Annotated in this window: 20 protein-coding genes; 10 read left to right on the top strand and 10 right to left on the bottom strand. The window is 41.4% G+C overall.

Features of this window, described 5'->3' with window-relative positions; translation table 11 throughout:
- The first annotated feature begins 4 nt into the window (after positions 1–4).
- From NY014_RS09815 to NY014_RS09825, 3 genes are all read left to right on the top strand, one after another.
- A complete protein-coding gene (locus tag NY014_RS09815; protein ID WP_259414417.1) occupies positions 5–2437 on the top strand; it encodes an outer membrane beta-barrel protein in 2433 nt (810 codons plus the stop codon).
- Positions 2438–2542: 105 nt separating this feature from the next.
- Positions 2543–3259: a TatD family hydrolase gene (locus tag NY014_RS09820; RefSeq protein ID WP_259414418.1), complete on the top strand. Its 717-nt coding sequence runs from the start codon at positions 2543–2545 to the stop codon at positions 3257–3259.
- On the top strand, positions 3256–3981 hold the full coding sequence (locus tag NY014_RS09825) for a tRNA threonylcarbamoyladenosine dehydratase (RefSeq protein WP_259414419.1): 726 nt from the start codon (positions 3256–3258) through the stop codon (positions 3979–3981). The genes NY014_RS09820 and NY014_RS09825 overlap by 4 nt, the downstream gene beginning before the upstream one ends.
- Here NY014_RS09825 and NY014_RS09830 read toward each other — a convergent pair.
- On the bottom strand, positions 3978–4448 hold the full coding sequence (locus NY014_RS09830) for a MaoC family dehydratase (protein WP_259414420.1): 471 nt from the start codon (positions 4446–4448) through the stop codon (positions 3978–3980). The two genes, NY014_RS09825 and NY014_RS09830, sit on opposite strands and share 4 nt — an antisense overlap.
- A 152-nt stretch (positions 4449–4600) precedes the next feature.
- Here NY014_RS09830 and NY014_RS09835 point away from each other — a divergent pair, with 152 nt between their 5' ends.
- Both NY014_RS09835 and mtgA read left to right on the top strand, forming a co-directional pair.
- Positions 4601–5437, top strand: a complete 837-nt coding sequence (locus tag NY014_RS09835) for a class I SAM-dependent methyltransferase (RefSeq protein WP_259414876.1) — start codon at positions 4601–4603, stop codon at positions 5435–5437.
- Entirely contained in the window at positions 5434–6132 is a 699-nt protein-coding gene (gene mtgA, locus NY014_RS09840) for a monofunctional biosynthetic peptidoglycan transglycosylase (RefSeq protein WP_259414421.1), read from the top strand. Before NY014_RS09835 ends, mtgA begins: the two co-directional genes overlap by 4 nt.
- 407 nt (positions 6133–6539) lie before the next feature.
- Here the strand turns inward: mtgA and NY014_RS09845 are convergent, their stop codons facing one another.
- Together NY014_RS09845 and NY014_RS09850 are read right to left on the bottom strand one after the other, a co-directional pair.
- Complete coding sequence (locus NY014_RS09845; protein ID WP_435520638.1) at positions 6540–8267, bottom strand: chloride channel protein; 1728 nt, start codon at positions 8265–8267, stop codon at positions 6540–6542.
- A gap of 114 nt (positions 8268–8381) precedes the next feature.
- Positions 8382–9308: a M28 family peptidase gene (locus tag NY014_RS09850; protein ID WP_259414423.1), complete on the bottom strand. Its 927-nt coding sequence runs from the start codon at positions 9306–9308 to the stop codon at positions 8382–8384.
- Between the two features lie 65 nt (positions 9309–9373).
- On the opposite strand from NY014_RS09850, the gene NY014_RS09855 reads away from it, so the two are divergent.
- Complete coding sequence (locus tag NY014_RS09855) at positions 9374–10363, top strand: NTPase (protein ID WP_259414424.1); 990 nt, start codon at positions 9374–9376, stop codon at positions 10361–10363.
- Between the two features lie 204 nt (positions 10364–10567).
- Here NY014_RS09855 and yjjX read toward each other — a convergent pair whose 3' ends face one another.
- Both yjjX and NY014_RS09865 read right to left on the bottom strand, forming a co-directional pair.
- Positions 10568–11137: an inosine/xanthosine triphosphatase gene (gene yjjX / locus NY014_RS09860; RefSeq protein WP_259414425.1), complete on the bottom strand. Its 570-nt coding sequence runs from the start codon at positions 11135–11137 to the stop codon at positions 10568–10570.
- Positions 11138–11160: 23 nt separating this feature from the next.
- On the bottom strand, positions 11161–11868 hold the full coding sequence (locus tag NY014_RS09865; RefSeq protein ID WP_259414426.1) for a YebC/PmpR family DNA-binding transcriptional regulator: 708 nt from the start codon (positions 11866–11868) through the stop codon (positions 11161–11163).
- A 196-nt stretch (positions 11869–12064) separates the two neighbouring features.
- On the opposite strand from NY014_RS09865, the gene NY014_RS09870 reads away from it, so the two are divergent.
- Positions 12065–12481 (top strand): DUF4890 domain-containing protein, encoded by a 417-nt coding sequence (locus NY014_RS09870; protein WP_259414427.1) that lies wholly within the window; start codon positions 12065–12067, stop codon positions 12479–12481.
- Positions 12482–12543: 62 nt separating this feature from the next.
- On the opposite strand, the gene NY014_RS09875 is transcribed toward NY014_RS09870, so the two are convergent.
- The 5 genes from NY014_RS09875 to mutY form a co-directional block, all read right to left on the bottom strand.
- Positions 12544–14022, bottom strand: coding sequence for a glutamate synthase subunit beta (locus NY014_RS09875; protein WP_259414428.1), 1479 nt, complete (start codon positions 14020–14022; stop codon positions 12544–12546).
- Between the two features lies 1 nt (position 14023).
- Positions 14024–18514 (bottom strand): glutamate synthase large subunit, encoded by a 4491-nt coding sequence (gene gltB / locus NY014_RS09880; RefSeq protein ID WP_259414429.1) that lies wholly within the window; start codon positions 18512–18514, stop codon positions 14024–14026.
- A 379-nt stretch (positions 18515–18893) separates the two neighbouring features.
- A complete protein-coding gene (gene gldE / locus NY014_RS09885) occupies positions 18894–20243 on the bottom strand; it encodes a gliding motility-associated protein GldE (RefSeq protein ID WP_259414430.1) in 1350 nt (449 codons plus the stop codon).
- Between the two features lie 62 nt (positions 20244–20305).
- Positions 20306–20776: a single-stranded DNA-binding protein gene (locus NY014_RS09890; protein WP_259414431.1), complete on the bottom strand. Its 471-nt coding sequence runs from the start codon at positions 20774–20776 to the stop codon at positions 20306–20308.
- A 41-nt stretch (positions 20777–20817) separates the two neighbouring features.
- Entirely contained in the window at positions 20818–21888 is a 1071-nt protein-coding gene (gene mutY / locus NY014_RS09895; RefSeq protein WP_259414432.1) for an A/G-specific adenine glycosylase, read from the bottom strand.
- Between the two features lie 145 nt (positions 21889–22033).
- Here mutY and NY014_RS09900 point away from each other — a divergent pair, with 145 nt between their 5' ends.
- From NY014_RS09900 to NY014_RS09910, 3 genes are all read left to right on the top strand, one after another.
- Entirely contained in the window at positions 22034–22342 is a 309-nt protein-coding gene (locus tag NY014_RS09900) for an HU family DNA-binding protein (protein ID WP_135072571.1), read from the top strand.
- Positions 22343–22360: 18 nt separating this feature from the next.
- A complete protein-coding gene (locus tag NY014_RS09905; protein WP_259414433.1) occupies positions 22361–23173 on the top strand; it encodes a tetratricopeptide repeat protein in 813 nt (270 codons plus the stop codon).
- Positions 23174–23362: 189 nt separating this feature from the next.
- On the top strand, positions 23363–24934 hold the full coding sequence (locus NY014_RS09910; protein WP_259414434.1) for an Rne/Rng family ribonuclease: 1572 nt from the start codon (positions 23363–23365) through the stop codon (positions 24932–24934).
- Positions 24935–24958 lie beyond the last annotated feature (24 nt).

The following is a 24958-nucleotide window of genomic DNA, read 5'->3' on the forward strand; positions in this document are numbered from 1 at the left end:
CAAAATGAAAACTGCCAACTTGATTTTTCTTTCTTTCTTACTGTATCTCATGGGGCTAAGCTCCCTAGCAGCGAAAGACATCAGCAAATTATCGGGCAAAGTGATAGACCAAACAGGAAGCCCTGTTCCCTTTGCCAATGTAGCCCTTGTGAATAGTGAAGGAGGCGGACTGGTAGATGGAGCGGTATCGGATGAAGAAGGAATATTCTTCATCGAATCTGTAAAATCCGCAAAAGTCCAATTAGTCATTTCCTCCATTGGCTATGCAACTTATACTTCTGAAAAGTTCGATTTAGTTCCTGGAATGACTCGGGATTTCGGAACCATCACCATCAATGATGAAATGACCGGATTGGATGAAGTGACGGTTAAGTCTTCAAGACCTGAGATCATCATCGAACCGGATAAAACCATCGTCAATGTGGAAGGAACGGTCATGGCTGAGGGATCAAATACCTTGGATGTAATCGGAAGATCTCCAGGCGTCTATGTAGATCAGGATGGAAATATCATCCTGAATGGACGTGGTGGTGTGACCGTCATGATCAATGATCGCCCAACTTACATGAGCGCAACGGATCTTGCCAACTACTTACGATCCATGCCCGCCGAAAATATCAAAAGCATTGAAGTGATCAACAATCCATCTGCACGATTTGATGCCGAAGGTGCAGCTGGTGTGATCAATATTGTATTGAAGAAAAATACCGTAGACGGAGTATTCGGAAATATCCAAGTCGGTGCCCAATACAATGGCTTGACTGCTCCAATTGGAGGTGCTACCATCAACGTGAAAAAAGGAAAATGGTCCACCAATGCGAATTTGAATTACAATGAATATGCTATTTACAATGACCTAGATATCATTCGAAACTTCGAACTAGAGGAAGGAACTTCCAGATTTACTCAGGATTCTAGAATTAAGACACGATTCCGTACTCCTAACTTTACTGGATCCGCTAACTATGAAATCAACCCAAATCATAATTTGGGCATAAATCTTCAAGCTTCTCAATCCAATGGTGGTTCAAATACAAATTCATTTACAGAAATCAGCATCCCCGGTTCATCAGAATTTAATTTTCTAAACTCCAATAATGAAGAGGACGGATCCAGAACCCGGATATTCGGTAACCTTCACTATGATGGGAAATTGGATACGCTAGGAACCAAAATTTCTTCCGATATAGATTACACCATTATGGACGCCAATTCTACCTCCATACTTTCCAATGAATATTGGACAGGAGAGCAGCAGTCCAACTTTTACACGGACCGAATTCAGACATTAAATGATATGTACTACACCATTTTCACAGCCAAGGTGGACTTCACTAAACCGCTTAAAAATGGAAAAGTATTAGAAACCGGTGTGAAGGGTAGCTGGGTACAATCTGACAATGATTTGGACTTAAGTCGATCTATTGATGAAGGACCATTTGAGCCAGATCCGAATTCCAACCGATTCATTTACAATGAAAATGTATTGGCAGCTTATGCATCTCTGAAAGGCTCTTTCAGTCCAAAGGTTAATTACCAATTTGGCTTGAGAGGGGAATACTCAGACATTTTGGGTAATTCTGTGACCTTGGATCAGCAGAACAAGCAAGAGTATTTCAACTTGTTCCCAAGCTTCTTTGTACAGCATCAAGTGAGCGAAAAATACCAGGTGATCTACAATGTCAATAGACGAATCACCCGTCCGAATTACCGATTATTGAATCCATTTGTCTATTACATCGATCCATTGACTTCGGAAAGAGGAAATCCAAATCTCCGCCCTCAATACTCCAACAATATTGAGATGAATCACGTGATCAACGGTGCTTATCAATTCACGCTTGGATATTCGGAGACTGAAGATGCCTTTATGCAAGTATTCATTCAGGATCAGGAAGAAAGAACAACGACCACTTTCACCGATAATTTCGACAAGACCCGAAACTTGAATTTCAGAGGGATTGTGCCGGTAGAAATCACCAAATGGTGGAATACTTCGAATATGGTTCAGGTGAATTACAACCAATTTAAATCTCAAATCGGACAGGACTTCCTAGACGTCGATCAAGTATCCTTTATGGCTAGAACCCAGCACAACCTTCAATTGCCAAAAGGATTTAAACTCGAATTAGTCGGTATGTACGTTGGCCCTCAAATTTGGGGTCAGGGAACAATTGAAGGGTTTGCCTGGATGGATGCCGGTATTACCAAAAGCTTAATGAAAGATAAAGTAACATTAGCTGTCAATGGTACGGACCTTTTCCGAAGCCAAGTGATCAGAGCTAATGTTGATTTTGCAGATATCAACACAGGATTCAGACAGTACCGAAGCAACCAAGGGGTACGATTTACCCTTCGATGGAGATTTGCACAGGGTGAAAGCTTCCGTGTAAGATCCAGCACAGGTAGCTCTGAAGAAAGAAACCGATTAGATTAAAACTTAACACCTTGAAAATCAGCTCCCAGCAAAGATATTTGTTGGGAGCTTTTTATTTAAAATTCTTACTCAAGCGAAACTTAGTCTTCCTTTGATTTTTCCTTTTTGAAAAAACTATTACTCCAAAAAGCCATAAAGAAGAAGCCGGATTTTCCGGCTTTTTTTGATCTTTGGGATATGCAGTCTTTTGACTTTCATACTCACAATCCTGATTCTCCAGGAGTTTGGAATCTTCCTCTCGATGATACCCCAAAATCAAGCGGATATTTTTCAGCAGGTATTCATCCTTGGTTTTTAGAAGACGATTGGAAATATCAATTTCAAAAAGTCAAAACCCATGCGGACCAAGAAAATTGCTTGGCAATTGGAGAATGCGGGTTTGATAGACTAAAAGGTCCAGAACTTTCTATTCAGCAGCAGGCATTCGAAAGGCAGTGTTTGTTGGCAATGGAAAAAAATATCCCACTCATCCTACACTGTGTCAAAGCCCATGACCTTTTGATGGCTTATTTGAAAAACAACACACAAATCCCTTCCATTATCTGGCATGGTTGGAATTTGAAGCCCCATTTAGCAAGTCAGTTACTGGATTTCCAAGTATATTTTTCCTTTGGAAGAGCTTTGCTTCAACCAGATTCAAATGCCATGCATTGGCTAAAAGCCTGTCCTTCAGATCGGATTTTTTTTGAAACTGATGATTCAGCCATGAGAATTGATTCCATATATGAAGCTGCTTCCGTAATTTTGGCCCGGCCTGTGGAAGATCTTAGAAAGCAGGTCTTAGAAAACTGGAATCAAATCTCAAGTAGAAAAATCAAATGAGTGACTTTGCCTGGCTGAGCCGGACTGAGCTAATTACTGGAAGAGAAGGATTAGAAAAACTTTCCAAAAAACATGTTTTGGTGGTAGGTTTGGGAGGTGTTGGATCCTTTGCAGCGGAATTCATCGCCAGATCCGGAGTTGGCGAAATGACCATCATCGATGGCGATACAGTGGATATCAGCAATGTCAATCGGCAACTACCAGCCACGCAGAAAAATGTAGGCCAGTCGAAAGCCGAGTGGATGGAAGAGCGGCTTCTTGCGATCAATCCAAAGATGAAGGTCCATGCCATTCGGGAATTTCTACGACCTGATGCCATGACCCAATTATTGGAAGAAAATGAGTTTGATTACGTGGTTGATTGCATCGATAGCTTCACTCCAAAATTGCACCTCATCGAAGGAGCTTTTCGAAGAAAATTCCCACTTGTAAGTTCCATGGGAGCCGGTGGAAAGGTAGACCCCACCAAAATCCGCGTAGTCGATATTTCTGAAACTTACGAATGTAAATTGGCAAGATTGGTTCGAAAGCGACTAAGAAACCGAAAAATCTACTCTGGCTTCAAAGCGGTTTTTTCCACAGAACGAGTAATTCGGGAAAGCCTCATGATGACCGATGGAACCAACTTCAAAAAGTCGGCTTATGGCACCATGTCCTTCCTACCTGCGGCTTTTGGATGCTCCTGCGCAGCTACAGTCATCAATGATTTATTGAAATCTTAATTTTGGAAGTGATATAAGAAAATCAAAACACCGGTGAAAGCCGGTTTTTTCTGATCCTTTATTTCCAGCTTTACCTCTACTTCAGCTTTTACTGTTCCCCGAAGATTTGCCACATTCCGAAGCTTCGCGACTAGCCTTACTTCACTTTCTACCGTGACAGCTTGTGCAAATCGCAGATTTTCAATCCCGTAGTTAATCATCATTTTCAGGTTTTCTACCTGAACAATCTGCTCCCACAAATAAGGCACAATGCTTAAAGTCAGGTAACCATGCGCAATGGTATTTCCAAAAGCTCCTTCCACTTTTGCTCGCTCAGGATCAGTGTGAATCCATTGATGATCATGGGTCGCATCCGCAAATAGATTAATCTGGTCTTGGGTGATTTTGAAAAAATCAGAACTTCCGAGTTCTTTTCCATTGTAAACTTCAAAGTCTTCGAAACTGCCGATGCGAATAGGATTTGTCATAATTGAAAGGATAATTATTGCCTTGAGCTAATTAGCAATGTTTATTTTTTATATGCAAAATAAAGGTACGAATCCAGGTAATTAGATTATCTGAAAAGTCTAAAATCTGAATACGCTAAAAAAATTATTTAACCTTTAACCGTTTCAAAAAAATTGCACCTAATTTTTGGGAAATTTTATCCTCAACCATGACCAAATACCTCCACGGCTACCAGGAAGAAGAACAACGCCGCCTTTATGAGCAGGCAGGTTTTTTGGAGGGATTGATCTATCCTTGGATTGATCTTAACCGAAATAAAAATTTACTGGAACTTGGCTCTGGTGTAGGCGGTCAAACAGAAATTCTTCTAAAGCTCTATCCCAACCTTTCCATCACCTGTGTTGAAATAGAAGCTAGCCAATTAGCACAAGCAAAAAAAAACTTACAGGCTTTTCAAAACAGAAATATTGAATTTATCCATCAGGATGCTACTAAGCTTCAACTGGAACAGAAATTTGACTCAGCCTTCATTTGTTGGGTTTTAGAGCATACTTCAGATCCTCAAAAAGTCTTGGAGGGAGTTTCCGCTCACCTGGAATCGAACGGGATCATTTATATAACAGAGGTATTTAATTCCAGTTTTCATTTCTTTCCCAAATTACCCGGGCTCAGAGACTATTATCAAGCTTACAATGCCTATCAAGTCAAAAATGGAGGAAATCCGGACATTGGTCTTCAACTTGGAAATTTATTGCATCAGGCAGGCTTTGAAAATATTCAAGTCAAACCGGGCGGATTCCTTCTTGACCAATCCCAACCTGAGAGATTTAAATTGATGACAGAATATTGGAAAAAACTAATGTTGAGTTCTGCATCTGAAATGGTAGCTTCAGGCTTGATAGAAAATCATTTGGTTAAAGAGATGGAGTCAGATTTGGATAAGATTTCAAACGATCCAAATGGCGTTTTTTTCTACCAGTTTATACAGGCAAAAGCCATTAAGCCATGAAAAAGTTACTAAAGTGGATAGGAAGATTTTTGATTAAGCTATTCCTAGGATTTCTGATTCTCTCTTTGACTTCAGTTATTTTTTATAAGTACGTTCCTGTGCCTCTTACTCCTTTGATGGTTATCCGTTGGGTAGAAAACCTTCAGGACGAAGAATCGAATCCTTCTTTTGAGAAGGATTGGGTGCCGGAGGAAGAAATCGCTCAGGAAGCATTTCAGGCAGTCTATGCCTCGGAAGACCAAAATTTCCTGAATCATTCAGGTTTTGATTGGGAGGCCATGAAAACTGCTTGGGAAGAAAACCAAAAAGGAAGAAGAGTCCGGGGTGCCAGCACAATCACCCAACAAACAGCCAAAAATGTCTTCCTTTGGCCAGGAAGAAATTATGTTCGCAAAGGTCTCGAAGCCTATTTTACTTTGCTTATTGAATTCATTTGGGGGAAGGAGCGAATCATGGAGGTTTACCTAAATGTGATCGAAATGGGGCCTGGTATTTATGGAATCGAGGCTGCTTCGCAGAAATATTTTGGAAAACCCGCCGCCCGACTTACCAAAAGTGAAGCTGCTTTGATCGCCGCATGTCTTCCAAACCCGCGTCGCTGGTCCCCAAAGAATCCAACCAATTATATCCGACAAAGACAAAGCTGGATAATGAGACAGATGGGAAATCTAGAGGCACTTCCATACGGAAAGTAAATAGAATTATTCCACTTCAATTTTGACTTATTTCAATAAGCTGAATTTTGAGCTATTTAAATGATCAACCCAATTGAATCCTTGGCAAACGATTCAGAATAAAATTTGTTTGAAATTATTTTTCTTTAGGATAGGTAGATATTATGTCTAGGTTAACCGAAGGTTAAAAATCGCCCTATACGCCACGTATTTGAGGATTAAAAAAGTCAAGAATTTTTTATCCACATTTTCAATAATTTATCCACAGTTCTCCACATTAATCATACATATTGCTGATTTTCAATCAATTAAGTTGATTTCAAAAAGCCCGAATTTGTGGATAATTGTAGCTAACTTAAAATTGATGAATCAAAATTTTCGGAAAATCGTGGATAATTCCAAAATCCAAATTTTATTCTAAAAAGAAATTATTCGTGCTTTTTCCGGATCAATCTTTTACGGTAAGAATTAAAGATTCTTGACTTAGAAACAAAGCCTATATAGCGTCCATCCTCCACTACAGGTAAATTCCAGGCCCCGGATTTCTCAAATTTCTCCATTGCCTTTTGCATATTTTCATCAGCGGATAGGATTTCTGGAGGACTATGCATGAGGGACTGAATCTGAACCGTTTCCTGCTTCTCTGCATCGAACATAATATCCCGAATATCATCGAGCGTGATGATTCCCCTCAGGTGTCTCTTTTCGTCCACCACCGGGAAAATATTTCGCTTGGAAATTTTCACCAAATCAATCAAGTCTTTCAATCGGGCATTCGGATGGATAGGCAACAGATCCCGTTCGATCACTTGATGGATCGAGATCATATCCAGCAATTCCTGATCTGGTGTCTCTGGAAGATAGCGTCCTTTCTCCTTCAATTGCAGGGTATAAAGGCTATCCTTTTGGTAATAAGTCTTGGTGACAAATGAAATAGCCGAAACAAACATAAGTGGAACAAAGAGTTCGTATCCTCCCGTAATCTCAGCAATCAAGAATATTGCAGAAAGCGGCGCATGTTGAACCCCAGCCATCACCCCACACATGGCTACCAACGTAAAATGGGCCAATGGAAGGGGGATATGGAAATCAATCATATTTTTCCCAAAAGCAAAAAGAAATCCCAAAATACCTCCTACATAAAGAGAAGGTGCAAAAATACCCCCAGCGCCTCCAGCACTAAGTGTCAATGCGGATGCGACAGGTTTAATTAGTATGACGAAAGCCAAGAAGAACAAAATCATGTAGGGATTCTCAATCGCTGAGAAGAAAGGAGATTTATCCAATAATTGACTGGATTCTCCTCGAATCAACATATTCAGTGTATCATATCCCTCCCCATAAATGGGTGGGAAAAAGAACAGGACAAAACCTAACAAAGCACCACCATACAAAATCCGAAGTAGCTGACTTTCGAACCCTTCCATGATCTTTTCCGTTTGCATCACAGCCTTGCTGAAATACAAGGAAGTTATCCCGCAAAGTATCCCAAGCACCAAATAATAAGGCATGTGAGAAGCTTCAAAGGAATCTTGAAGATCGAAGTAAAAGACACGATCTCTTCCTATGAGAATCATGGAAGTCAAAGAACCAGTAACTGAAGCAATTAGCAGGGGAATGAAACTAGCGGTGCTGATCTCCATCAAAATTACCTCAATGGCAAAAATCACCGCACCAATAGGAGCTCCAAAGATGGCAGAGATAGCACCTGCTGCGCCACACCCGATCAATAAGGCCCGCTTTTTTGAATTGAGATGCACCAAGACACCAATATTGGATCCAATCGCGGACCCCGTTACCAGCATTGGAGCTTCTAATCCTACCGACCCACCAAAACCTACGGTTAAAGCAGAAGTAATTACTCGGCTATAGGTTTTAACCCTAGGGATTAGGCTTTGCTTTTTGGAAATGGTAAACAATACATCCGGAATGCCATGCCCCCCAAAGTCTTTAAATAGATATTTACTCAGTATGAAAGCCGCTGAAATACCAATGATGGGATAAATGATATAAAGAAAATTAGCATACTGCACATAAAAATCTTCAGTCAAAAAGTTCTGAATGAAGTGTACCCCTTCTTTCAAAATCACTGCAGCAAGCCCAGAAAGTATCCCGATTATCCCACTGAGGATCAGGATAAAATTCTGATTGCTCATATGACGAAGTCTCCAAATGAGCAGACGTGCAATGAAATCATTCTTTGCCAAAACAGAGGAGCTTTGTTCCAGAAAGCAAAGTAACTAAGCTCCCCATCAAAGGAAAAGAAAGCTTCAAGGAATTATGGGTTCCTCATCGATTTTTTTGATACAAGCCAATATTAGATTGCAAGAATCAACAAAAAACTGAGGATCAACATTTCGGTATTCATCACTTGGCTGATGATAATCCTCATGATCCTCCACTCCAAAATAGAGGTGAGGGATCTTTTTTGCGAAAAAAGCGCCATGATCAGAAGAGCGCGTCCAGTCATCCTTACCAGTTCCGGGAACATCATGACCAAATTTCAACAAAGGTCTTCCTTCGGAAGCTGCTTCCTCCAATAAATCCTTGAATTCAGGATAATAATGGGTACCCGAAACATAAAGCTCGCCGGACTCATTCCTGGATATCATATCCATATTGACATTGAGCAGGATTTGATCCAATTCAAAAGGAAAATCCTCAACCAGAGCCTTAGCTCCCTGCAAGCCTTTTTCCTCTGCATCCAAAGCAGCAAAAATCATGGAGAGCTGAGGTGGATTTTGAGAAAAGTATCTGGCCAACTCAATCAAAGCGGCTGTTCCTGAAGCATTATCATCCGCGCCATTATAGATTGAATCTTCCGATGCCGAAGCCCTACCAATTCCCACATGGTCAAAATGTGCAGTGACTACAATGATTTTTTTGCTTTCTGTCCCGGGCACAAAGCCAACCACATTATATCCAGTGATGGTCTTATTTTCTCTTCTACTTGTAAATCGGAATTCCTGTAAAAAATCCGGGTATTGAGAGTCGAGTCCCATTTCCACAAATTCTTTTTGGATATAATCCCGAGCTTCACGGTTTTCAGCAGTCCCCGATTCTCTTCCTTTCAGCTCATCTGAGGACAAATAAACCAAATGCTTGATCAGGTTTTTTTCTTGAAGTTTCTGTGAAAAAGAAAAATGGATGGTAAAAAACAATAGAATTGTAGCGAATACTTGAAGATTCCATCTCATGAGCTGGTAATTTTTTCGTTATTTAAAGTCGAAATTTAAAAGGAAGCAGTCAGAAACCTTCATTCATGAAATATTTCTTTTTCGTTTTACTTCTCGGTTTCATTTCCTTGAAGGCATTTCCGCAGAATGGATTGCCTCAAAGTTTTTATGAGGGCAAGTCTGTCGTCTTGGTTTCCGTAGATCCTGGTGCCAGGCCTGTAATGGATTGGAAAACTGCAGCGGACACAGTGCATCACTATTTGGTTGAGGCTGGGGGTGACCCGGTAGCCTATTATGAATTGGAGCAATTGGTGCTTTCTGAAGAAGTACAGGCTGCTTATGCAAAAGCCTTTGAGCAGAGATTGGTCAAGAATATCATTCTGATTACTAGACAAAAAAATCAATCCAGCATTCATATCGGGGAATTCAGCGGAGATGGAAAAGTAATCTCAAGTACGGCGTTGTACGGCTCATCTGCCTCAGATCTCTCTGAAGCTGGACAGCAGCTTGCTAATGCTGCAAAAACCACCCCTAGCAAAAATTTATTGGTTATCGATGTTCCTGAATTCCCAAGCTTGACAGGAATAGAAAGTAATACCAGCCTAGCAGCTTCCAAATTTTTACCAAGAAATCCACTCAACTTGGAAGTTTTTAAGCTAGGGATTCCTTTGGAGGGAAGTAGCGCTGCGACAGGATTTTTGAGTTTCTTCCGCTATGACCTATATGGAAAATCCCAAGAGACAATCCTAGCTGAACAGGCTACTCAAAAAAACCAACTCGAATCAATCTTAACATCGGAATATCCCTATGAATTCGTTTGGCTTACAGAGCCCCAAACCAACGAGGAATTGATTCGGGATCGAGTTCAATTTTTATTGATTCGCGTAGAGGGACGCGAGGCTGATTTGAAGAAAAGTATGGGCTTAGCTGCTGACCCACAAACCGAAACAGAAACGGTGGTTAAATACTATATCAAGCTGATTGTTCGGGATGAACTTTACATTGGACCGGAATGGGATGCAGACCCAGATTGGAGAGTAGCACTTCGAAATTTCCTCAGGAACCTAAAAAAGTAAACCTCCCCGAAGGGAGGTCTTGTTGCTTGACTGAATTAGGGGTGATTAAAGCAACTTCTACTTGTAATTCCTGTGATGAAAAGTTCTTTTATGTATATGAACGATTCTTTTCCCTAAAGAAATAAAAAAAGTTATAACATCCTAAATTTTAAAAAAAGTTTTTCGATTAAAATTGGCTTTTTTAAAATTTTTATGGGTTCTATCCTATTTATACAAATCTTTTTGAAGGAATGGGATTAAAGCCAACAAAACCGCTTGTGAATAATAGTTCTTACGATCCAGTTTTCCTTTCGTCAAAATCCCTACAGAACCTCCTTGTTGCTTGGAATTTTCCTGAGAAAAAAACTGATCATCAGCCTTCCCCAATTCCACACCTTGCTTCACCAAGTTTGCAATAGGCTCTGGAAGGTAAAAAGTCCCGGTTTGAGCTTGTCCGCTTTTTCCCTTTTTATCCTCAATATATATCCAGGCAAAAGCAAATAATCCATGTTCATCTTCATCTACTCCGCCTTCTATTCCAACCCAAAAGTCGGCCTCAGGAAATGCTTTTTTGGCATTTCTAGCTCTATTTCGCGCACCCTCCCATGTTTCCTCAGCATTCATGGGTTGGTCAGAAACTCCAGAAGGGACATTGATACCACTAACACGAAATGGCTGATCGAAAGCAAGATTAAATGCTTCTTCGGCACTCTTTATTTTAACAGGATTGGTGCTACCCACCACGATCAACTCGTTGGAGTAGCCGGTCAGGTTTTCTCTTTTTGGAAAGTTCATAGAAAAAAGCCTAAGCTGAGAGCTTAGGCCATGTTGGTATATACGTTATTGACGTCGTCGTCCTCTTCAAGTTTATCGATTAGCTTGTTGATGATTTCTTCCTGCTCTTCGGTAAGCTCCACCAAAGTAGTTGGGAAACGCTGGAAGTCTGCAGAAATGATGTCGATGCCCTTCTCTTCAAGAGCTTTTTGCATGGCACCGAAATCTCCAAATTCGGTGTAAACGAAAATTTCACCTTCGTTTTCATCGATATCTGTCAATCCATAATCGATGAGTTCGAGCTCCAACTCCTCCATGTCCCAATCGTCTTTGGCAAATCGAAATACTGCCTTGTGATCAAACATAAAGCTCACAGAGCCTGTAGTACCCAATGAACCGCCATATTTGGTGAAATAGGAACGGACATTAGCTACAGTTCGATTGGTATTATCGGTGGAAGTTTCTACGATGACTGCTATACCATGCGGTCCATAGCCTTCGTATACTACTTCTTCGTAGTCCTTTTCGTCCTTATTAGTAGCCCGCTTGATCGCTGCTTCAATTCGATCTTTTGGCATTTGGGCTCCCTTAGCATTTTGGATGATAGTCCGAAGTTTGGCATTGCTGTCGGGATCAGGACCTCCTGCTTTTACTGCCATGACGATTTCTTTACCTAGTTTGGTAAAGACCTTGGACATCTTTGCCCATCTTTTAAATTTTCGCTCTTTTCTAAATTCAAATGCTCTTCCCATGGATTTGCTCGATTTGCTGCCAAAATTAGCAAATCTTTTGGTTTTGAGGAGAACTCCTTGACTCTGAATCCAAAAGTGGTTTCAAGCTTTTCCTTTCTTAAGAAAAAATGAAAAGTAAATAAATGTTAATTCCATTTTAATGAATAAACCTTCTTCATTTACTCAAGTCAAAGGAGCAAACAAAACCACAAAGACAATGAAAAAGATCTTATTTAGCGCCGGACTAGTTTTTCTACTTTCCCTTGGTGCATTCGCCCAAAGAGGCCCTCAAAGAGAAATGCCAGATCCCGAAACCAGAGCCAAAATGATGACTGATCGAATGGCAGAACAACTGGGACTTTCAGAAGAACAGAAAGCAAAAATTCTTGCCATCAATTTAGAGAATGCTAAAAAACGACAAGCAGAGGCAGAAGCGAGAAAAGCCGAAGCAGAAGCGAGAAGAGCAGAAGCCAAAGCTCAGGAAGAAGAAATAAAGTCAGTTCTTACTGAAGAGCAAAGACAAAAATGGGAAGAGCTCAAAGAAGCCAGAAGAGAGCGTGGACCGAGAGGACCACGGGGAGGCGAAATCCGCGATCGTGAAGAGTTTAGAAAAAGACGAGGAGGAGGCCAATAAGGACTCAACAAAAAATGCCACCGAATTCGGTGGCATTTTTTATTTCTAGAAGAAGATTTCTCCTAATCCATCCCATGAATTTCATCTTCCACCTGAAAATAGGATTCATCCTTCTGAGGCAGATTGGAATCACCCATTAAGAATTCATCCACCTGAACGGCCGCCTCTCTTCCCTCCGAAATCGCCCATACAACCAATGATTGGCCACGGCGCATATCTCCAGCAAGGAAAACTTTAGAATTGGTGCTTTGGTATTTCTTTGATTTTGGAAGGGTATTTTCCATTACTTCTACTCCAAAGGCTTCCAAAAGGCCATTTTGAGCAGGCCCCATGTATCCAATTGCAATAAATGCCAGATCACATGGGATGGTCCGATCGGTTCCTTCCACTTCTTCAAAGGTCATTCGCCCATCTTTTTCCAGCCACTCAATATCTACAAGCTTTAGCCCAGTTACTTCACCCTCTTCGTTTCCAATAAACTCCTTGGTTAAGATGGAGAAAATACGCTCGGCTCCTTCCTCATGGGAACTGGAAGTCTTTAAAGTCATCGGCCATTCTGGCCAAGGATTCAAAACTGTACGCTGCTTTGGTGGCTTTGGAAGCAATTCCAACTGAGTAATGGAAGCTGCCCCATGACGATTGGAAGTTCCGATACAGTCACTCCCTGTATCTCCCCCACCAATTACGATGACATTTTTTCCCTTGGCAGAAATTGGATTTTCTTCAATCTCTCCTCCAACCACTTGATTTTGCTTTCCAAGGAATTCCATGGCAAAATGGACACCTTTTAGATCAGACCCTTTGATTTTTAATGCTCTCGGCTGTTGGGCTCCTGTTGCCAGAACAACCGCATCAAAATTACGGAGGATATTCTCGGCCTTGATATTGAAGCCTACGTCAGAATTGCAGATGAAAATCACTCCCTCCTGCTTCATGAATTCGATTCGCCGGTCAATTACCCATTTTTCCAATTTGAAATCAGGAATTCCATATCGCAGCAAACCTCCTGGCTTAGCATCCTTTTCAAAAACGGTTACTTCATGTCCAGCCTGATTTAACTGATCAGCAACTGCAAGTCCTGCAGGCCCTGAACCAATAACCGCCACATGCTTCCCAGTTCGAGTTTGAGGTGGATTCGGCTGAATCAATCCCAACTCATAAGCCTTCTCGGCAATGTTTTTCTCAATTAACTCAATGGTAACAGGGTCTTTATTAATGCCCAAAACACAACTTGCCTCGCAAGGTGCAGGGCAAATTCTACCCGTAAACTCAGGAAAATTATTTGTGCTTCTCAGAATCTGAATTGCCTCCTGCCAATTTTCCTGATAAACAGCATCATTGAATTCAGGAATCACATTACCCAATGGACAACCCTGATGACAAAAGGGAACCCCACAATCCATACATCGTGCTGCCTGATGATTCAGCTTTTCGGCTGAAAAAGGCTCATATATTTCCCGGTAATCGCCAATCCTTTCCTTTGGATCGCGACTTACCGGAGTTTCTCTTTTAAACTGTAAAAATCCTTCTTTCGCTCCCATCTTAAGCCAATGTTTTTGATTGTTCTTTTGCTCTCTTTTCCAAAACTGCTTTGTAGTCTCTCGGAATCACCTTTATGAATTTCTGACTGTTTTTCTCCCAATCATCCAAAAACGATTGTGCAAGACTACTCCCCGTCAATTTGACGTGCCTTCTTAAATAGGACTGAATCGTGCTGAGATCTTCTTTGGTCAATGGATCCACATCCACTAATTCAGGATTGATCTCGGTGATGTAATCCTGAAGAATATAAGCGATACCGCCACTCATTCCCGCAGCAAAATTTCGCCCGACCTCGCCCAAATTGATCATCAATCCACCGGTCATGTATTCACATCCGTGATCTCCAATGCCTTCCACGACGGTTTTTACTCCCGAATTACGCACGCAGAATCGCTCCCCTCCTTTTCCATTGATAAATGCCTCTCCTGAAGTCGCTCCATAGAAGGCCACGTTTCCGATGATGATATTTTCCTCAGGCTTGAACCGAGCATTTCGGCTTGGATATACGGTTAACCTTCCTCCGGAAAGTCCCTTTCCAAAATAATCATTGGCTTCTCCTTCCAACTCGAAGCTTACTCCTTTAGTCAGGAATCCTCCGAATGTTTGGCCTGCCGAACCGGTAAACTTGATTTGAATGGTATCTTCCTGTAGGCCTTTGCTTCCATAAATCTTGGAAATCTCATTGGAAAGCATAGCCCCAACTGCCCGATCTGTATTCTTAATCTGGAAAGAGCCAGTAACAGGGATTTCCTGTTCCAAGGCAGGTTTTGCCGCTTCGATCAATTTGGTATCCAATACCTCAGACAAATCCCACTCTTGGTCGATTTGCTTATGAATTCCAACATGGTCCGGAACTTCAACTTTGTGGAAAATTGGAGATAAATCCACTTTATCCCATTTCCAGTGATTTAAATGACCGGTTGATTGTAGAACATGGCTTTGTCCCACCATTTCATCCACCGTACTGAAACCAAGAGAAGCCATGATTTCCCGCAAGTCCTGAACGAGGAAATTGAAATAATTCACCACATGATCAGGGTCACCGGTGAAGAGCTTTCGAAGCTCAGGATTTTGAGTAGCAATACCCACAGGACAGGTGTTCAAATGACACTTTCGCATCATAATACATCCTTCCACAACTAGAGCTGCGGTTGAAATACCCCATTCTTCTGCACCCAAAAGAGTGGCAATGGCAATATCTCTTCCTGTTCGCAATTGTCCGTCTGTCTGAAGAACTACACGACTTCGCAGATTATTTTTCACTAAAGTCTGATGTGCTTCCGACAAACCCAATTCCCATGGCAAACCTGCATGACGAATAGATGAAAGCGGAGATGCTCCTGTTCCTCCGTCGGCACCTGAAATCAAAATCACATCAGCCATGGCCTTTGCTACACCAGCAGCAACGGTACCAACCCCCGCTTGAGAAACCAACTTTACATTGATTCGAGCTTTGCGATTGGCATTTTTCAAATCAAAAATCAACTGAGCCAAATCCTCGATTGAATAAATATCATGGTGAGGAGGTGGAGAAATCAATCCTACCCCCGGCGTGGAATGTCTTACTCGACCAATCCAATCATCCACTTTATGACCAGGCAACTGACCGCCTTCACCCGGCTTTGCACCTTGAGCCATTTTAATCTGCAATTCCTCTGCATTACTGAGGTAATTACTAGTCACCCCAAAACGACCGGAAGCAACCTGCTTGATCGCGGAGCGTTCCCAATCTCCATTTTCTTTTCTTTCAAATCGGATTTCATCCTCTCCACCCTCTCCGGAGTTACTTTTTGCACCAATACGGTTCATAGCAATCGCCAAAGTAGTGTGGGCTTCATGGGAAATAGACCCAAAGGACATGGCTCCTGTAGCAAATCGCTTTAAAATGGATTTGGCAGGCTCAACTTCTTCGATTGGAATAGAAATCCGCTTTTTGAATTCAAACAAACCGCGCAGAGTCAAAGCATCTCGGCTTTGCTCATTAATTTTTGAAGCAAATTTTTTATAAAGCTCAAAATCATTAAGGCGGGTTGATTTCTGAAGCAAATGAATTGTTTCAGGATTGAAAAGGTGCTTTTCTCCTCTTCTCTTCCACTGATAAACGCCCCCCGTTTCTAAAGTTGGGCTATGCGTATGGTATGCAGCACGGTGACGAATCAGCACCTCTTCTGCCAACTCATCAAATGAGATTCCCGAAATTCGGGAAACAGTCCCCTTGAAGCATCGATCGATTACTTCAGGTCCCAATCCGATTGCTTCGAAAATCTGCGCCCCTTGGTAAGATTGAAGGGTAGAAATACCCATTTTGGAAAGTACTTTCAACAATCCTTTTCCAATCGCTTTTTGGTAATTGGAGAAAAGCGTTTTGCGATCCTTAATCGCAGGGAACATCCCTCTTTCATATTGATCCAAAAGGGATTCCAATGCCAAATATGGGTTAATCGCCGAAGCACCATAGCCAATCGCTGTTGCGAAATGATGAGTTTCTCGAATGTCTCCAGACTCCAAAACCAAGCCCGCTTTGGTTCGCATATTTTTCTTCACCAAGTGGTGATGAACTGCGCCAATAGCCAACAATGAAGGAATCGGAGCCCATTCTTCATTACTATTTCGATCGGAAATGATCAGAATATTTTTCCGTGCATTCACAGCCTCTTCTGCCTCTTTACACAAGGTATCCAAGGCTTCCAACAATCGACCTGGCTGATGATCTGCCTTAAAATGAGAAGTTAATTTCACAGCACGGTATCCCTGAGATTCCATGTTTTGGATCTTTTCCAAGGATTCATTCAAAAGCACCGGTTGTGAAATATGAATTTGACGGGTATGCTGAGGGCTTTCTTCCAAGATATTATGTCCTTCACCAATTCTGGTAAAAAGGGACATCACCAACCGCTCCCGAATAGGATCGATAGGCGGATTACTTACCTGAGCAAAAAGCTGCTTGAAATAATTTGAAATATGCTGACTCTGCTTTGAAAGAACTGCCAACGGCGTATCCGCCCCCATAGAACCGATCGCCTCTTGACCATTGGCTCCAATTGGTGCCAAAACCACTTTCAACTCTTCCGACGTATATCCAAAAATCGTTTGGGATTTATGGATATTTTCGGTGGTATACGGGTGAGTCAAAACCTCCGGATCGGGCTCCAAACGCAATTTAATTCGCTGCTCATTTACCCATTTCTCATAAGGCTGACTTCTGCAGATTTCTGACTTGATTTCCTCATCAAAAAGAACCTTCCCTTTACCCAAATCAGCCAAAATCATCTTTCCTGGACTGATTCGGCCTTTTTGAACGATAGTAGCTTCTCGAATCGGCAAAGCACCAGCCTCTGAAGACAATACCAAACGTTCATCTTTGGTGATAAAATATCTCAAAGGTCGAAGGCCATTTCGGTCCAAAGTTGCACCCACATTTTCTCCATCAGTAAATAAAAGGGCAGCAGGTCCATCCCAAGGTTCAACCAAGGAAGCGTGGAATTTATAGAAAGCTTTTCTGTCTCTATCCATCACCTCATTATCCTGCCAAGCTTCCGGCACCAACATCATCATTGCATGAGAAATAGATCGACCTGAAAGTGACAGCAATTCCACCATCGCATCCAAATTTGCGGAATCGGAATTCAATTTATTGGTGATTGGCATCAGCATCTGAAGTTCCTCATCGGAGAAGTACTTGGATTGCATCAGTGTCTCCTTAGACTTCATTTTGTTGAGGTTACCCCGGATAGTATTAATCTCTCCATTGTGGGAAAGACAACGGAAAGGCTGAGCTAATCTCCAATTTGGAAAGGTATTGGTAGAAAATCGGGAATGCACGATGGCAAAAGCTGACTCGATCTTGCTGTTTTGAAGGTCCTTATAGAAAGGAAGAACCTGATCGGTTCGAAGCTGTCCTTTATATATAAGTGTACGACTGCTTAGAGAAGCAAAATAAAAGGACTGATTGACCCCAGGAATCTGATTGTTGATCTGAGTCGATGCATGATTTCGAAGCACATATAATTTGCGCTCCAATTCAATCCCAGTCAATCCCTTCTTATGTCGAACAAACAATTGTTCAATATTGGGCATTACTTCCAAAGCCCCGGAGCCTGGAACAGTTTCATCCACCGGCACAGGCCTATAGCCAATCAACTCAAAGTCTAGTTCCTCTATAATTTGATTCAGAAGAGCTTTTGACTTTTGAAATAACTGTTTGTTTTTGGGAAAAAAGGTCATTCCAACCCCATAGGAACCCTTTTCTGGAAGTTCGATTTCGGTTCGGGCTGTAATATCTTTTAAAAACTCATGGGGAATCTGGATCAAAATTCCCGCACCATCTCCTGTTTTGGGGTCAGCTCCTCTTCCTCCACGATGCTCCATATTACTTAGCATGAAGAGGGCGTCGCTGATCGTCTCGTGAGAGGCTTCTGCAGTCAAATCCACCACTGCTCCAATCCCGCAGGAATCATGCTCCAGCTCGGGACGGTATAATCCATGATGCATATAATTAAGATTTAATAGGTTCAAAATTTCCAAAAATTACCAAAAAAATTACTTCTATTAAAATTAATACAATAAATAGCCTTTTCTAATAACAGATTTTACAGAAAAATGCAGATTTTTTATTTTTTTATAATTTGATTTTTTGAGAAAAAAATACCCTAAATCGAGATTAATCTCATCACTTTTTGAAAAGCTGACTTCAAAACGAGGGCCTTTTGAAAAAAAAGATGTGAATTTCCTGAAAATTGGTTTTCAGAAAATTCTTTTAAAGAAATGCTAATTTTTTTTAATCGAGTTTTTAAAAATAGCAGAATAGAAACTATCTCAAAAAATACAACTCAATGGAAAATTTGGGTTTTACACAAAAAGACAGAATCCATTAATCAGTAAATACACGGCCAGCCTCTTCATCAGGCGACTTGATATGGACTTTTACCTTTTTAATCTTTCTTAGATCGACAGCTAGGATGGTAAATTCAAAGCTTTGGAAGGTAATTCTTGTGCCATTCTTAGGCAGTTTACTGTTCAGCTCTAACAATAGACCTCCCAAGGATTCATTTTCACCTTTTACCTCATCGAAAATCTGGGCATCGAGTTCCAATTTTTTACAGAAATCATTGAGTGAAATTTTCCCCTCAAAAATAAAAGTCTGACTATCCAACTCCTTGAAATAGAAGCCATCAGCATCATCAAATTCGTCGTTGATTTCTCCGATAATTTCCTCAATCAAATCTTCCAAAGTCACCAAACCTGAGGTACCGCCATATTCATCCACCACAATAGCCATGTGGACTCTTTTCTGCTGAAAGTCTTTTAAAAGTGTATCTACCTTTTTGTTTTCAGGTACATAAAAGCTCTTGCGAATCAACTCCTGCCAAGCAAAGTTTTCATCCCGTTCGATGTACGGCAAAAGGTCTTTTATGTAGAGAATTCCTTGAATATTATCGATAGTTTCCTCAAAGACAGGAATTCGGGAATAGCCACTTTTATTGATTTTATCCATCAGTTCATGGAAATCCATCTCCGTATCTACGGCGGTAATTTCCATTCGACTTCGCATCACCTGCCGTACGGTCAGGGTCCCAAAATTCACGATCCCTTTTAGAATTTCCCGTTCTTCATCAGGAGTATCCTCCGTTGTCAATTCAAGCGCTTGGTTGAGCTCTTCCACCGAAAGCGAATAGCCTCTTTTCTCAATTCTCCTCTCAATTAAGTTGCTGATAGACATTAAAAGAAAAGAAAATGGCCGCAAAATGGAAGCGAAAAACTTCATGGTAGGAGCCATCGCCTGACTAAATTCCATCTTGGCCTTATTTGCGTACACCTTTGGAACAATCTCTCCGAAGAATACAATTGCGAAAGTTATTCCAACAGTTTGAATCAGGATGACCATGATTCCTGTAGCATTCATCCCAAAAATACTCCATGCCACAAAGGTCGTCAATGTGACGATGGCGATGTTGATTAGATTATTAAGGATAAGAATGGTACTGAGCAACTCTTTGGGACGCTGCAATAATTCTACTACAGCTTTGCTTTTGGAAGTATCCTTTTCGTAGAGCTGATCCAACTCATCATTGCTCAGAGAAAAAAATGCAACCTCTGATCCGGAAACCAAGGCGGAACCGATCAAAAGCAGAATAAAAAGTACTGAATTGAGCAATAAATAAGCTGCTCCAGGTTCAGCTATTTGAGCGAGTAATTCGGTACTCGGGTATGGGTCGTCCATTGACTAAACACGATGGTTGCTACAAAATTACAAAATCCCCTGAAAAATTCAGGGGACTTGATTTAAAACGGAAGATCATCATCCTCATCAGTTGATGGAGCCAAGTCCATCGAATTGGATGCAGGTTGAGAAGTTGCACTCCCAGGAGCCGAGGCAGGCCGCTGATAATTCCCTTCACTCGGCCCTCCACCAGGATTTTCTGAACGAGAACCCAGCATGGTAAAACTTAACACACGGATTTTAGTGCGCTTTCTATTATTTCCCTCTTGATCCTGCCAAGTATCGGATTTGATTTTCCCTTCAACATAAATCTGCATTCCTTTTTTAAGGTACTGTTCGGCAATTTTTGCCTGACCTCCCCAAAGCTCCAGATCATGCCACTCGGTTTGCTCAACCCGATTTCCATTGCGATCCTTATATGCCTCTGTGGTTGCAAGACGTAGGTTGGCCACCACATTATCACCTTCTAAATATTTTACTTCGGGATCTGCTCCCAGATTCCCAACTAGGATCACTTTATTAACTCCAGCCATTTTTTAAGAATTCATTAATTAAAACAGAAGATTGAAGGTAATCAAAAGCCCTGATCGTTCAAAAAATTTACAATCAACTTTGGTTTGGCTAGCTCTTCGATTCGTTCCTCTTCCACCATCATAAAACCTTCCTCATATGCCCATTTCTCAAGTTTTTCCTGATATCTGACATCAATCTCTATTTCGGAAAATTCTGCATGGAGCCGCTGATGTGACAAAATGTGTCGGTACTTTTTGGGGAATTTTCGGACTTCCTGAGATTCCACCGGAATATTCAACTGATGTTCTTCCTCCTGATTTGCTTTTTCGGCTAATGGAAAATCAAATAAACCTTCCCAAATATCTCCGGAATTTCTCCTTTTCCACACCCAAGAGCCTCCACACCGGATTACAAAATAATGAAGGTGGCGATCCTTAACCTTGGTCTTGTTGATTTTGACTGGTAAGGAATCAACTAGATTGTGGGTATAAGCAAAACAGCTACCATTAAATGGGCAGGATTCACAATCAGGTTTTGCAGGAACACAAAGCCGGGCTCCAAAATCCATGATCGCTTGATTGTACTCCCCCGGCTCATCTTTGGAGATAAGTTGATCTGCCAATTCCTGGAATTGGCGCTTACCTTTTCCACTAGCAATATCCGTCTCAATCCCAAAAACCCTTGCCAATACCCGAAAAACATTTCCATCAACCACCGCCTTACACTCACCAAAAGCAAAACTTGCAATCGCCGCAGCGGTATAACTACCCACACCTTTTAACTTTATCAATTCCTCATAAGAATTTGGAAATTCGCCAGCCCGGTCAAACCAGATTTGTTTGGCACAGAAATGAAGATTTCTGGCTCGACTGTAATAGCCCAACCCTTGCCACAAGCGTAGCACCTCCTCTTCAGGGGCCTCTGCCAAATCCTTGACGGTGGGATATTGGGTGACGAACTTATAATAATAAGGTAATCCCTGAGCGACCCGAGTCTGCTGTAAGATAATTTCAGAGAGCCAAATTTTGTAAGGATTCTGCGTTCCTCTCCAGGGTAATTCGCGAGGATTGGAGCGATACCAACTTAAGATTGAATTAGAAAATGCTTGATTATCAATGGATTTATGATTCATGGGATTGAAAATTCTCCAATACAAAACTGGTTAATTTTTATGGATTTGTTTTTTAATTGAGTTGGTTCTCGTACATTTGCAGTCCCAAAAACACTTGGTTAATAGGTTGTTAAGCTTATTTAATAATTTCTAAATTTAAATCACCGTGACAAAAGCAGAAGTAATCACCAAAATCTCGGATATGACCGGGATCCAAAAGGATGATGTTACCCAAACAGTAGAAGCTTTCTTCAGCGTGGTCAAAGAGTCCATGTCAGAAGGCGAAAACATTTATGTAAGAGGGTTTGGTAGCTTTATCAACAAGAAAAGAGCAAAGAAAATCGCTCGAAACATTTCCAAAAATACTGCCATTGTCATCGACGAGCACTATATCCCGGCTTTCAAGCCATCCAAAGTGTTTATCGAAAAGATCAAAAACAGTAACAAGATCAAAGAACTAGCTCCACAAGAATAAGTCTTAGGGAGAATTAACATGAAAAAAACTCAGCTAATCCTCATTATCGTCGGCGTATTGGCTATTGTGGGATTATACTCCTTACCCAAGATCGTCGTGGATAATGAGGCTCAAGCTGGGGCATCTGTGGGTCAGGAAACAGAAGCTTCTTCTCAAAATGCAGTGGAAATGCACGCTGCCGAATTGAGTGAAGAGCAGGAAAACCTTCTTTCACAGTTGCGAAACAAAGCCGCTGAATCAAGCATTTCTCTAGAAGAATTAGAAAATTTGGCGAATTTGTATCAGGAAAAGGCTGTTTACGACAGTGCGGCCTATTTTCTATCAGTAGCTGCGGAACAATCTGAGGATTTGATCTGGGATGAAAAAACAGGAAATGCCTACTTTGAGGCTTTCACTTTTGCTCTCGATCCTCAGAAAGTTGAAGCAACTGCTGAAAAAACCCGGGAATATCTCGGAAAGGTGTTGGAAAACGATCCAAGCCGCTCTGACTTGAAATCAAAAATTGCGATGACCTATGTGTCCTCAGCCAACCCTATGCAGGGCATCATGATGCTCCGCGAAATTTTGGAAGAGGATCCTCAAAATGAAGATGCCCTTTTCAATATGGGCATTTTGTCCATGCAGTCCGGACAGTATAAGCGGGCGGTGGAGCGCTTTGAAGAATTGGTCAGCTATCATCCTGATAATCTGCAAGGTCAGTTTTATCTGGGAGTTAGCTATTTTGAGTCAGACCAAAAGAATAAAGCGAAAGCCCAATTTGAGGCAGTGAAAGAAATGACCCAAGATCCTATGATCCTGGAAAGTATCCAAAGCTACCTTGATAGGCTCTAAATAAAATTGTATCACATCTAAACAAACAAGACTATGCCTTGCGGAAAGAAAAGAAAGAGACATAAGATCGCTACGCACAAGCGTAAAAAGAGACTAAGAAAGAACAGACATAAGAAGAAGTAATACACTTCTTCTTTTCCTGTTTTTAAGAAAACCACACGTTCATTTACATATTTATTAGACTAGGTTTTGAGTACGGAATTGTTAATTGATTCTGCTCAGGACGGAAGTCGGATTGCCCTCCTTCAGGACAAAAGCCTCGTAGAATTGCATTCTGAGGGTTTGGAAAACCAGTTTAAGGTTGGGGACATCTATCTAGGTACAGTCAGAAAAATCGTCAACGGCCTCAATGCTGCATTTATTGACGTAGGCTACGAAAAAGACGCCTTTTTGCACTACCAAGATTTGGGTCCCAATATCCAAAGCCTACAGAAGTTCACCAAAATGGTGCGCAACAACAACTACAGTAATTACAACCTGAAGGGCTTTGAAAACGAACCTGAGATTGACAAAATCGGGAAGATTTCTTCCATTTTGTCAAAAAATAATCAGGTGCTGGTTCAGGTAGTGAAAGAACCTATCTCAACCAAAGGCCCCCGACTATCCTGTGAGCTCTCTCTTCCAGGTCGCTACCTCGTTTTGGTGCCTTTTTCGGACAGTGTCAACGTTTCGAAAAAAATCCGTAGCAATGACGAGCGTAAAAGGCTTCTTAGACTCATCACTTCCATCAAGCCTGCCAATTTCGGAGTAATCATCCGAACTGTGGCCGAAGGTCAGTCAGTGACTGAACTTGACAAAGACCTTCGTAATCTTCTCTTCAAGTGGGAAGAAGGAATGAAAAAGTTGATGAAGGCAAAAAGCCGCGACAAAATTATTGGAGAGATGAGTATGGCCTCCTCCTTAGTGAGAGACCTACTCAATGAATCTTTCGATGCAATCACCGTAGAAGAAGAATCTACTTACGATCAGATTAAATCCTACATCAGGTCTATTGCACCTGAAAAGGAAAAAATTGTAAAACTTTACAACGGTAAAGTTAAATTATTTGAAAGTTTTGGGATTGAAAAACAGATCAAAAGTCTGTTTGGACAAACGGTTAGTTTACCACAAGGTGGCTATTTGATAATTGAGCATACAGAAGCGCTCCACGTCATCGACGTCAATAGTGGCAATAAATCCAATCAGGAAAGCGATCAAGAATCTACGGCTTTGAAGACCAATTTGGTCGCAGCCAAAGAGGTCGCTCGCCAGCTCCGCCTCCGGGATATGGGAGGTATCATCGTAGTCGATTTTATCGATATGAAAAGAGCCGAAAACAAAAAGGCTATTTACGATGCGGTGAAAAATGAGCTAAAGGCTGACCGATCAAAACACACCGTATTACCGCTGAGCAAGTTTGGATTGATGCAAATCACCCGGCAGCGAGTACGGCCAGAAGTCAACATTGTAACCAAAGAAGTTTGTCCAGCTTGTAACGGAACCGGGAAAATCCAGGCCTCCATTTTGATAGCAGACAAACTTGAAAAAGATCTGGAGCATCTGTTGACCATGCAAAACATTGCCAAAGTCCAAATCGGACTGCATCCCTACTTGCATGCCTACTTTACTGTCGGTTTGATTAGCCGTCAGGTGAAGTGGTTTTTCAAATATTTCAAATGGATTAAACTGATCAAAGACTCTTCCCTACCGGTGACGGAATACAGATTCGAAGATGAATCTGGTGAGGAAATAGAGCTAAAAGTAAAAAGCGAGACTGAGTAAGTCTCGCTTTTTTTATACCGTCAT

The organism is Algoriphagus limi (assembly GCF_024919275.1).
In the GTDB taxonomy this organism is placed as follows: Bacteria; Bacteroidota; Bacteroidia; order Cytophagales; family Cyclobacteriaceae; genus Algoriphagus; species Algoriphagus limi.

What these genes read in the sequence shown, in the direction of transcription:
- NY014_RS09815 (WP_259414417.1), top strand. Translation starts at nt 5, where the DNA reads ATGAAAACTGCCAACTTGATTTTTCTTTCTTTCTTACTGTATCTCATG.
- NY014_RS09825 (WP_259414419.1), top strand. Translation starts at nt 3,256, where the DNA reads ATGAGTGACTTTGCCTGGCTGAGCCGGACTGAGCTAATTACTGGAAGA.
- NY014_RS09830 (WP_259414420.1), bottom strand. Translation starts at nt 4,448, where the DNA reads ATGACAAATCCTATTCGCATCGGCAGTTTCGAAGACTTTGAAGTTTAC.
- mtgA (WP_259414421.1), top strand. Translation starts at nt 5,434, where the DNA reads ATGAAAAAGTTACTAAAGTGGATAGGAAGATTTTTGATTAAGCTATTC.
- NY014_RS09845 (WP_435520638.1), bottom strand. Translation starts at nt 8,267, where the DNA reads ATGAGCAATCAGAATTTTATCCTGATCCTCAGTGGGATAATCGGGATA.
- NY014_RS09850 (WP_259414423.1), bottom strand. Translation starts at nt 9,308, where the DNA reads ATGAGATGGAATCTTCAAGTATTCGCTACAATTCTATTGTTTTTTACC.
- NY014_RS09855 (WP_259414424.1), top strand. Translation starts at nt 9,374, where the DNA reads ATGAAATATTTCTTTTTCGTTTTACTTCTCGGTTTCATTTCCTTGAAG.
- yjjX (WP_259414425.1), bottom strand. Translation starts at nt 11,137, where the DNA reads ATGAACTTTCCAAAAAGAGAAAACCTGACCGGCTACTCCAACGAGTTG.
- NY014_RS09865 (WP_259414426.1), bottom strand. Translation starts at nt 11,868, where the DNA reads ATGGGAAGAGCATTTGAATTTAGAAAAGAGCGAAAATTTAAAAGATGG.
- NY014_RS09870 (WP_259414427.1), top strand. Translation starts at nt 12,065, where the DNA reads ATGAAAAAGATCTTATTTAGCGCCGGACTAGTTTTTCTACTTTCCCTT.
- NY014_RS09875 (WP_259414428.1), bottom strand. Translation starts at nt 14,022, where the DNA reads ATGGGAGCGAAAGAAGGATTTTTACAGTTTAAAAGAGAAACTCCGGTA.
- gltB (WP_259414429.1), bottom strand. Translation starts at nt 18,514, where the DNA reads ATGCATCATGGATTATACCGTCCCGAGCTGGAGCATGATTCCTGCGGG.
- gldE (WP_259414430.1), bottom strand. Translation starts at nt 20,243, where the DNA reads ATGGACGACCCATACCCGAGTACCGAATTACTCGCTCAAATAGCTGAA.
- NY014_RS09890 (WP_259414431.1), bottom strand. Translation starts at nt 20,776, where the DNA reads ATGGCTGGAGTTAATAAAGTGATCCTAGTTGGGAATCTGGGAGCAGAT.
- mutY (WP_259414432.1), bottom strand. Translation starts at nt 21,888, where the DNA reads ATGAATCATAAATCCATTGATAATCAAGCATTTTCTAATTCAATCTTA.
- NY014_RS09905 (WP_259414433.1), top strand. Translation starts at nt 22,361, where the DNA reads ATGAAAAAAACTCAGCTAATCCTCATTATCGTCGGCGTATTGGCTATT.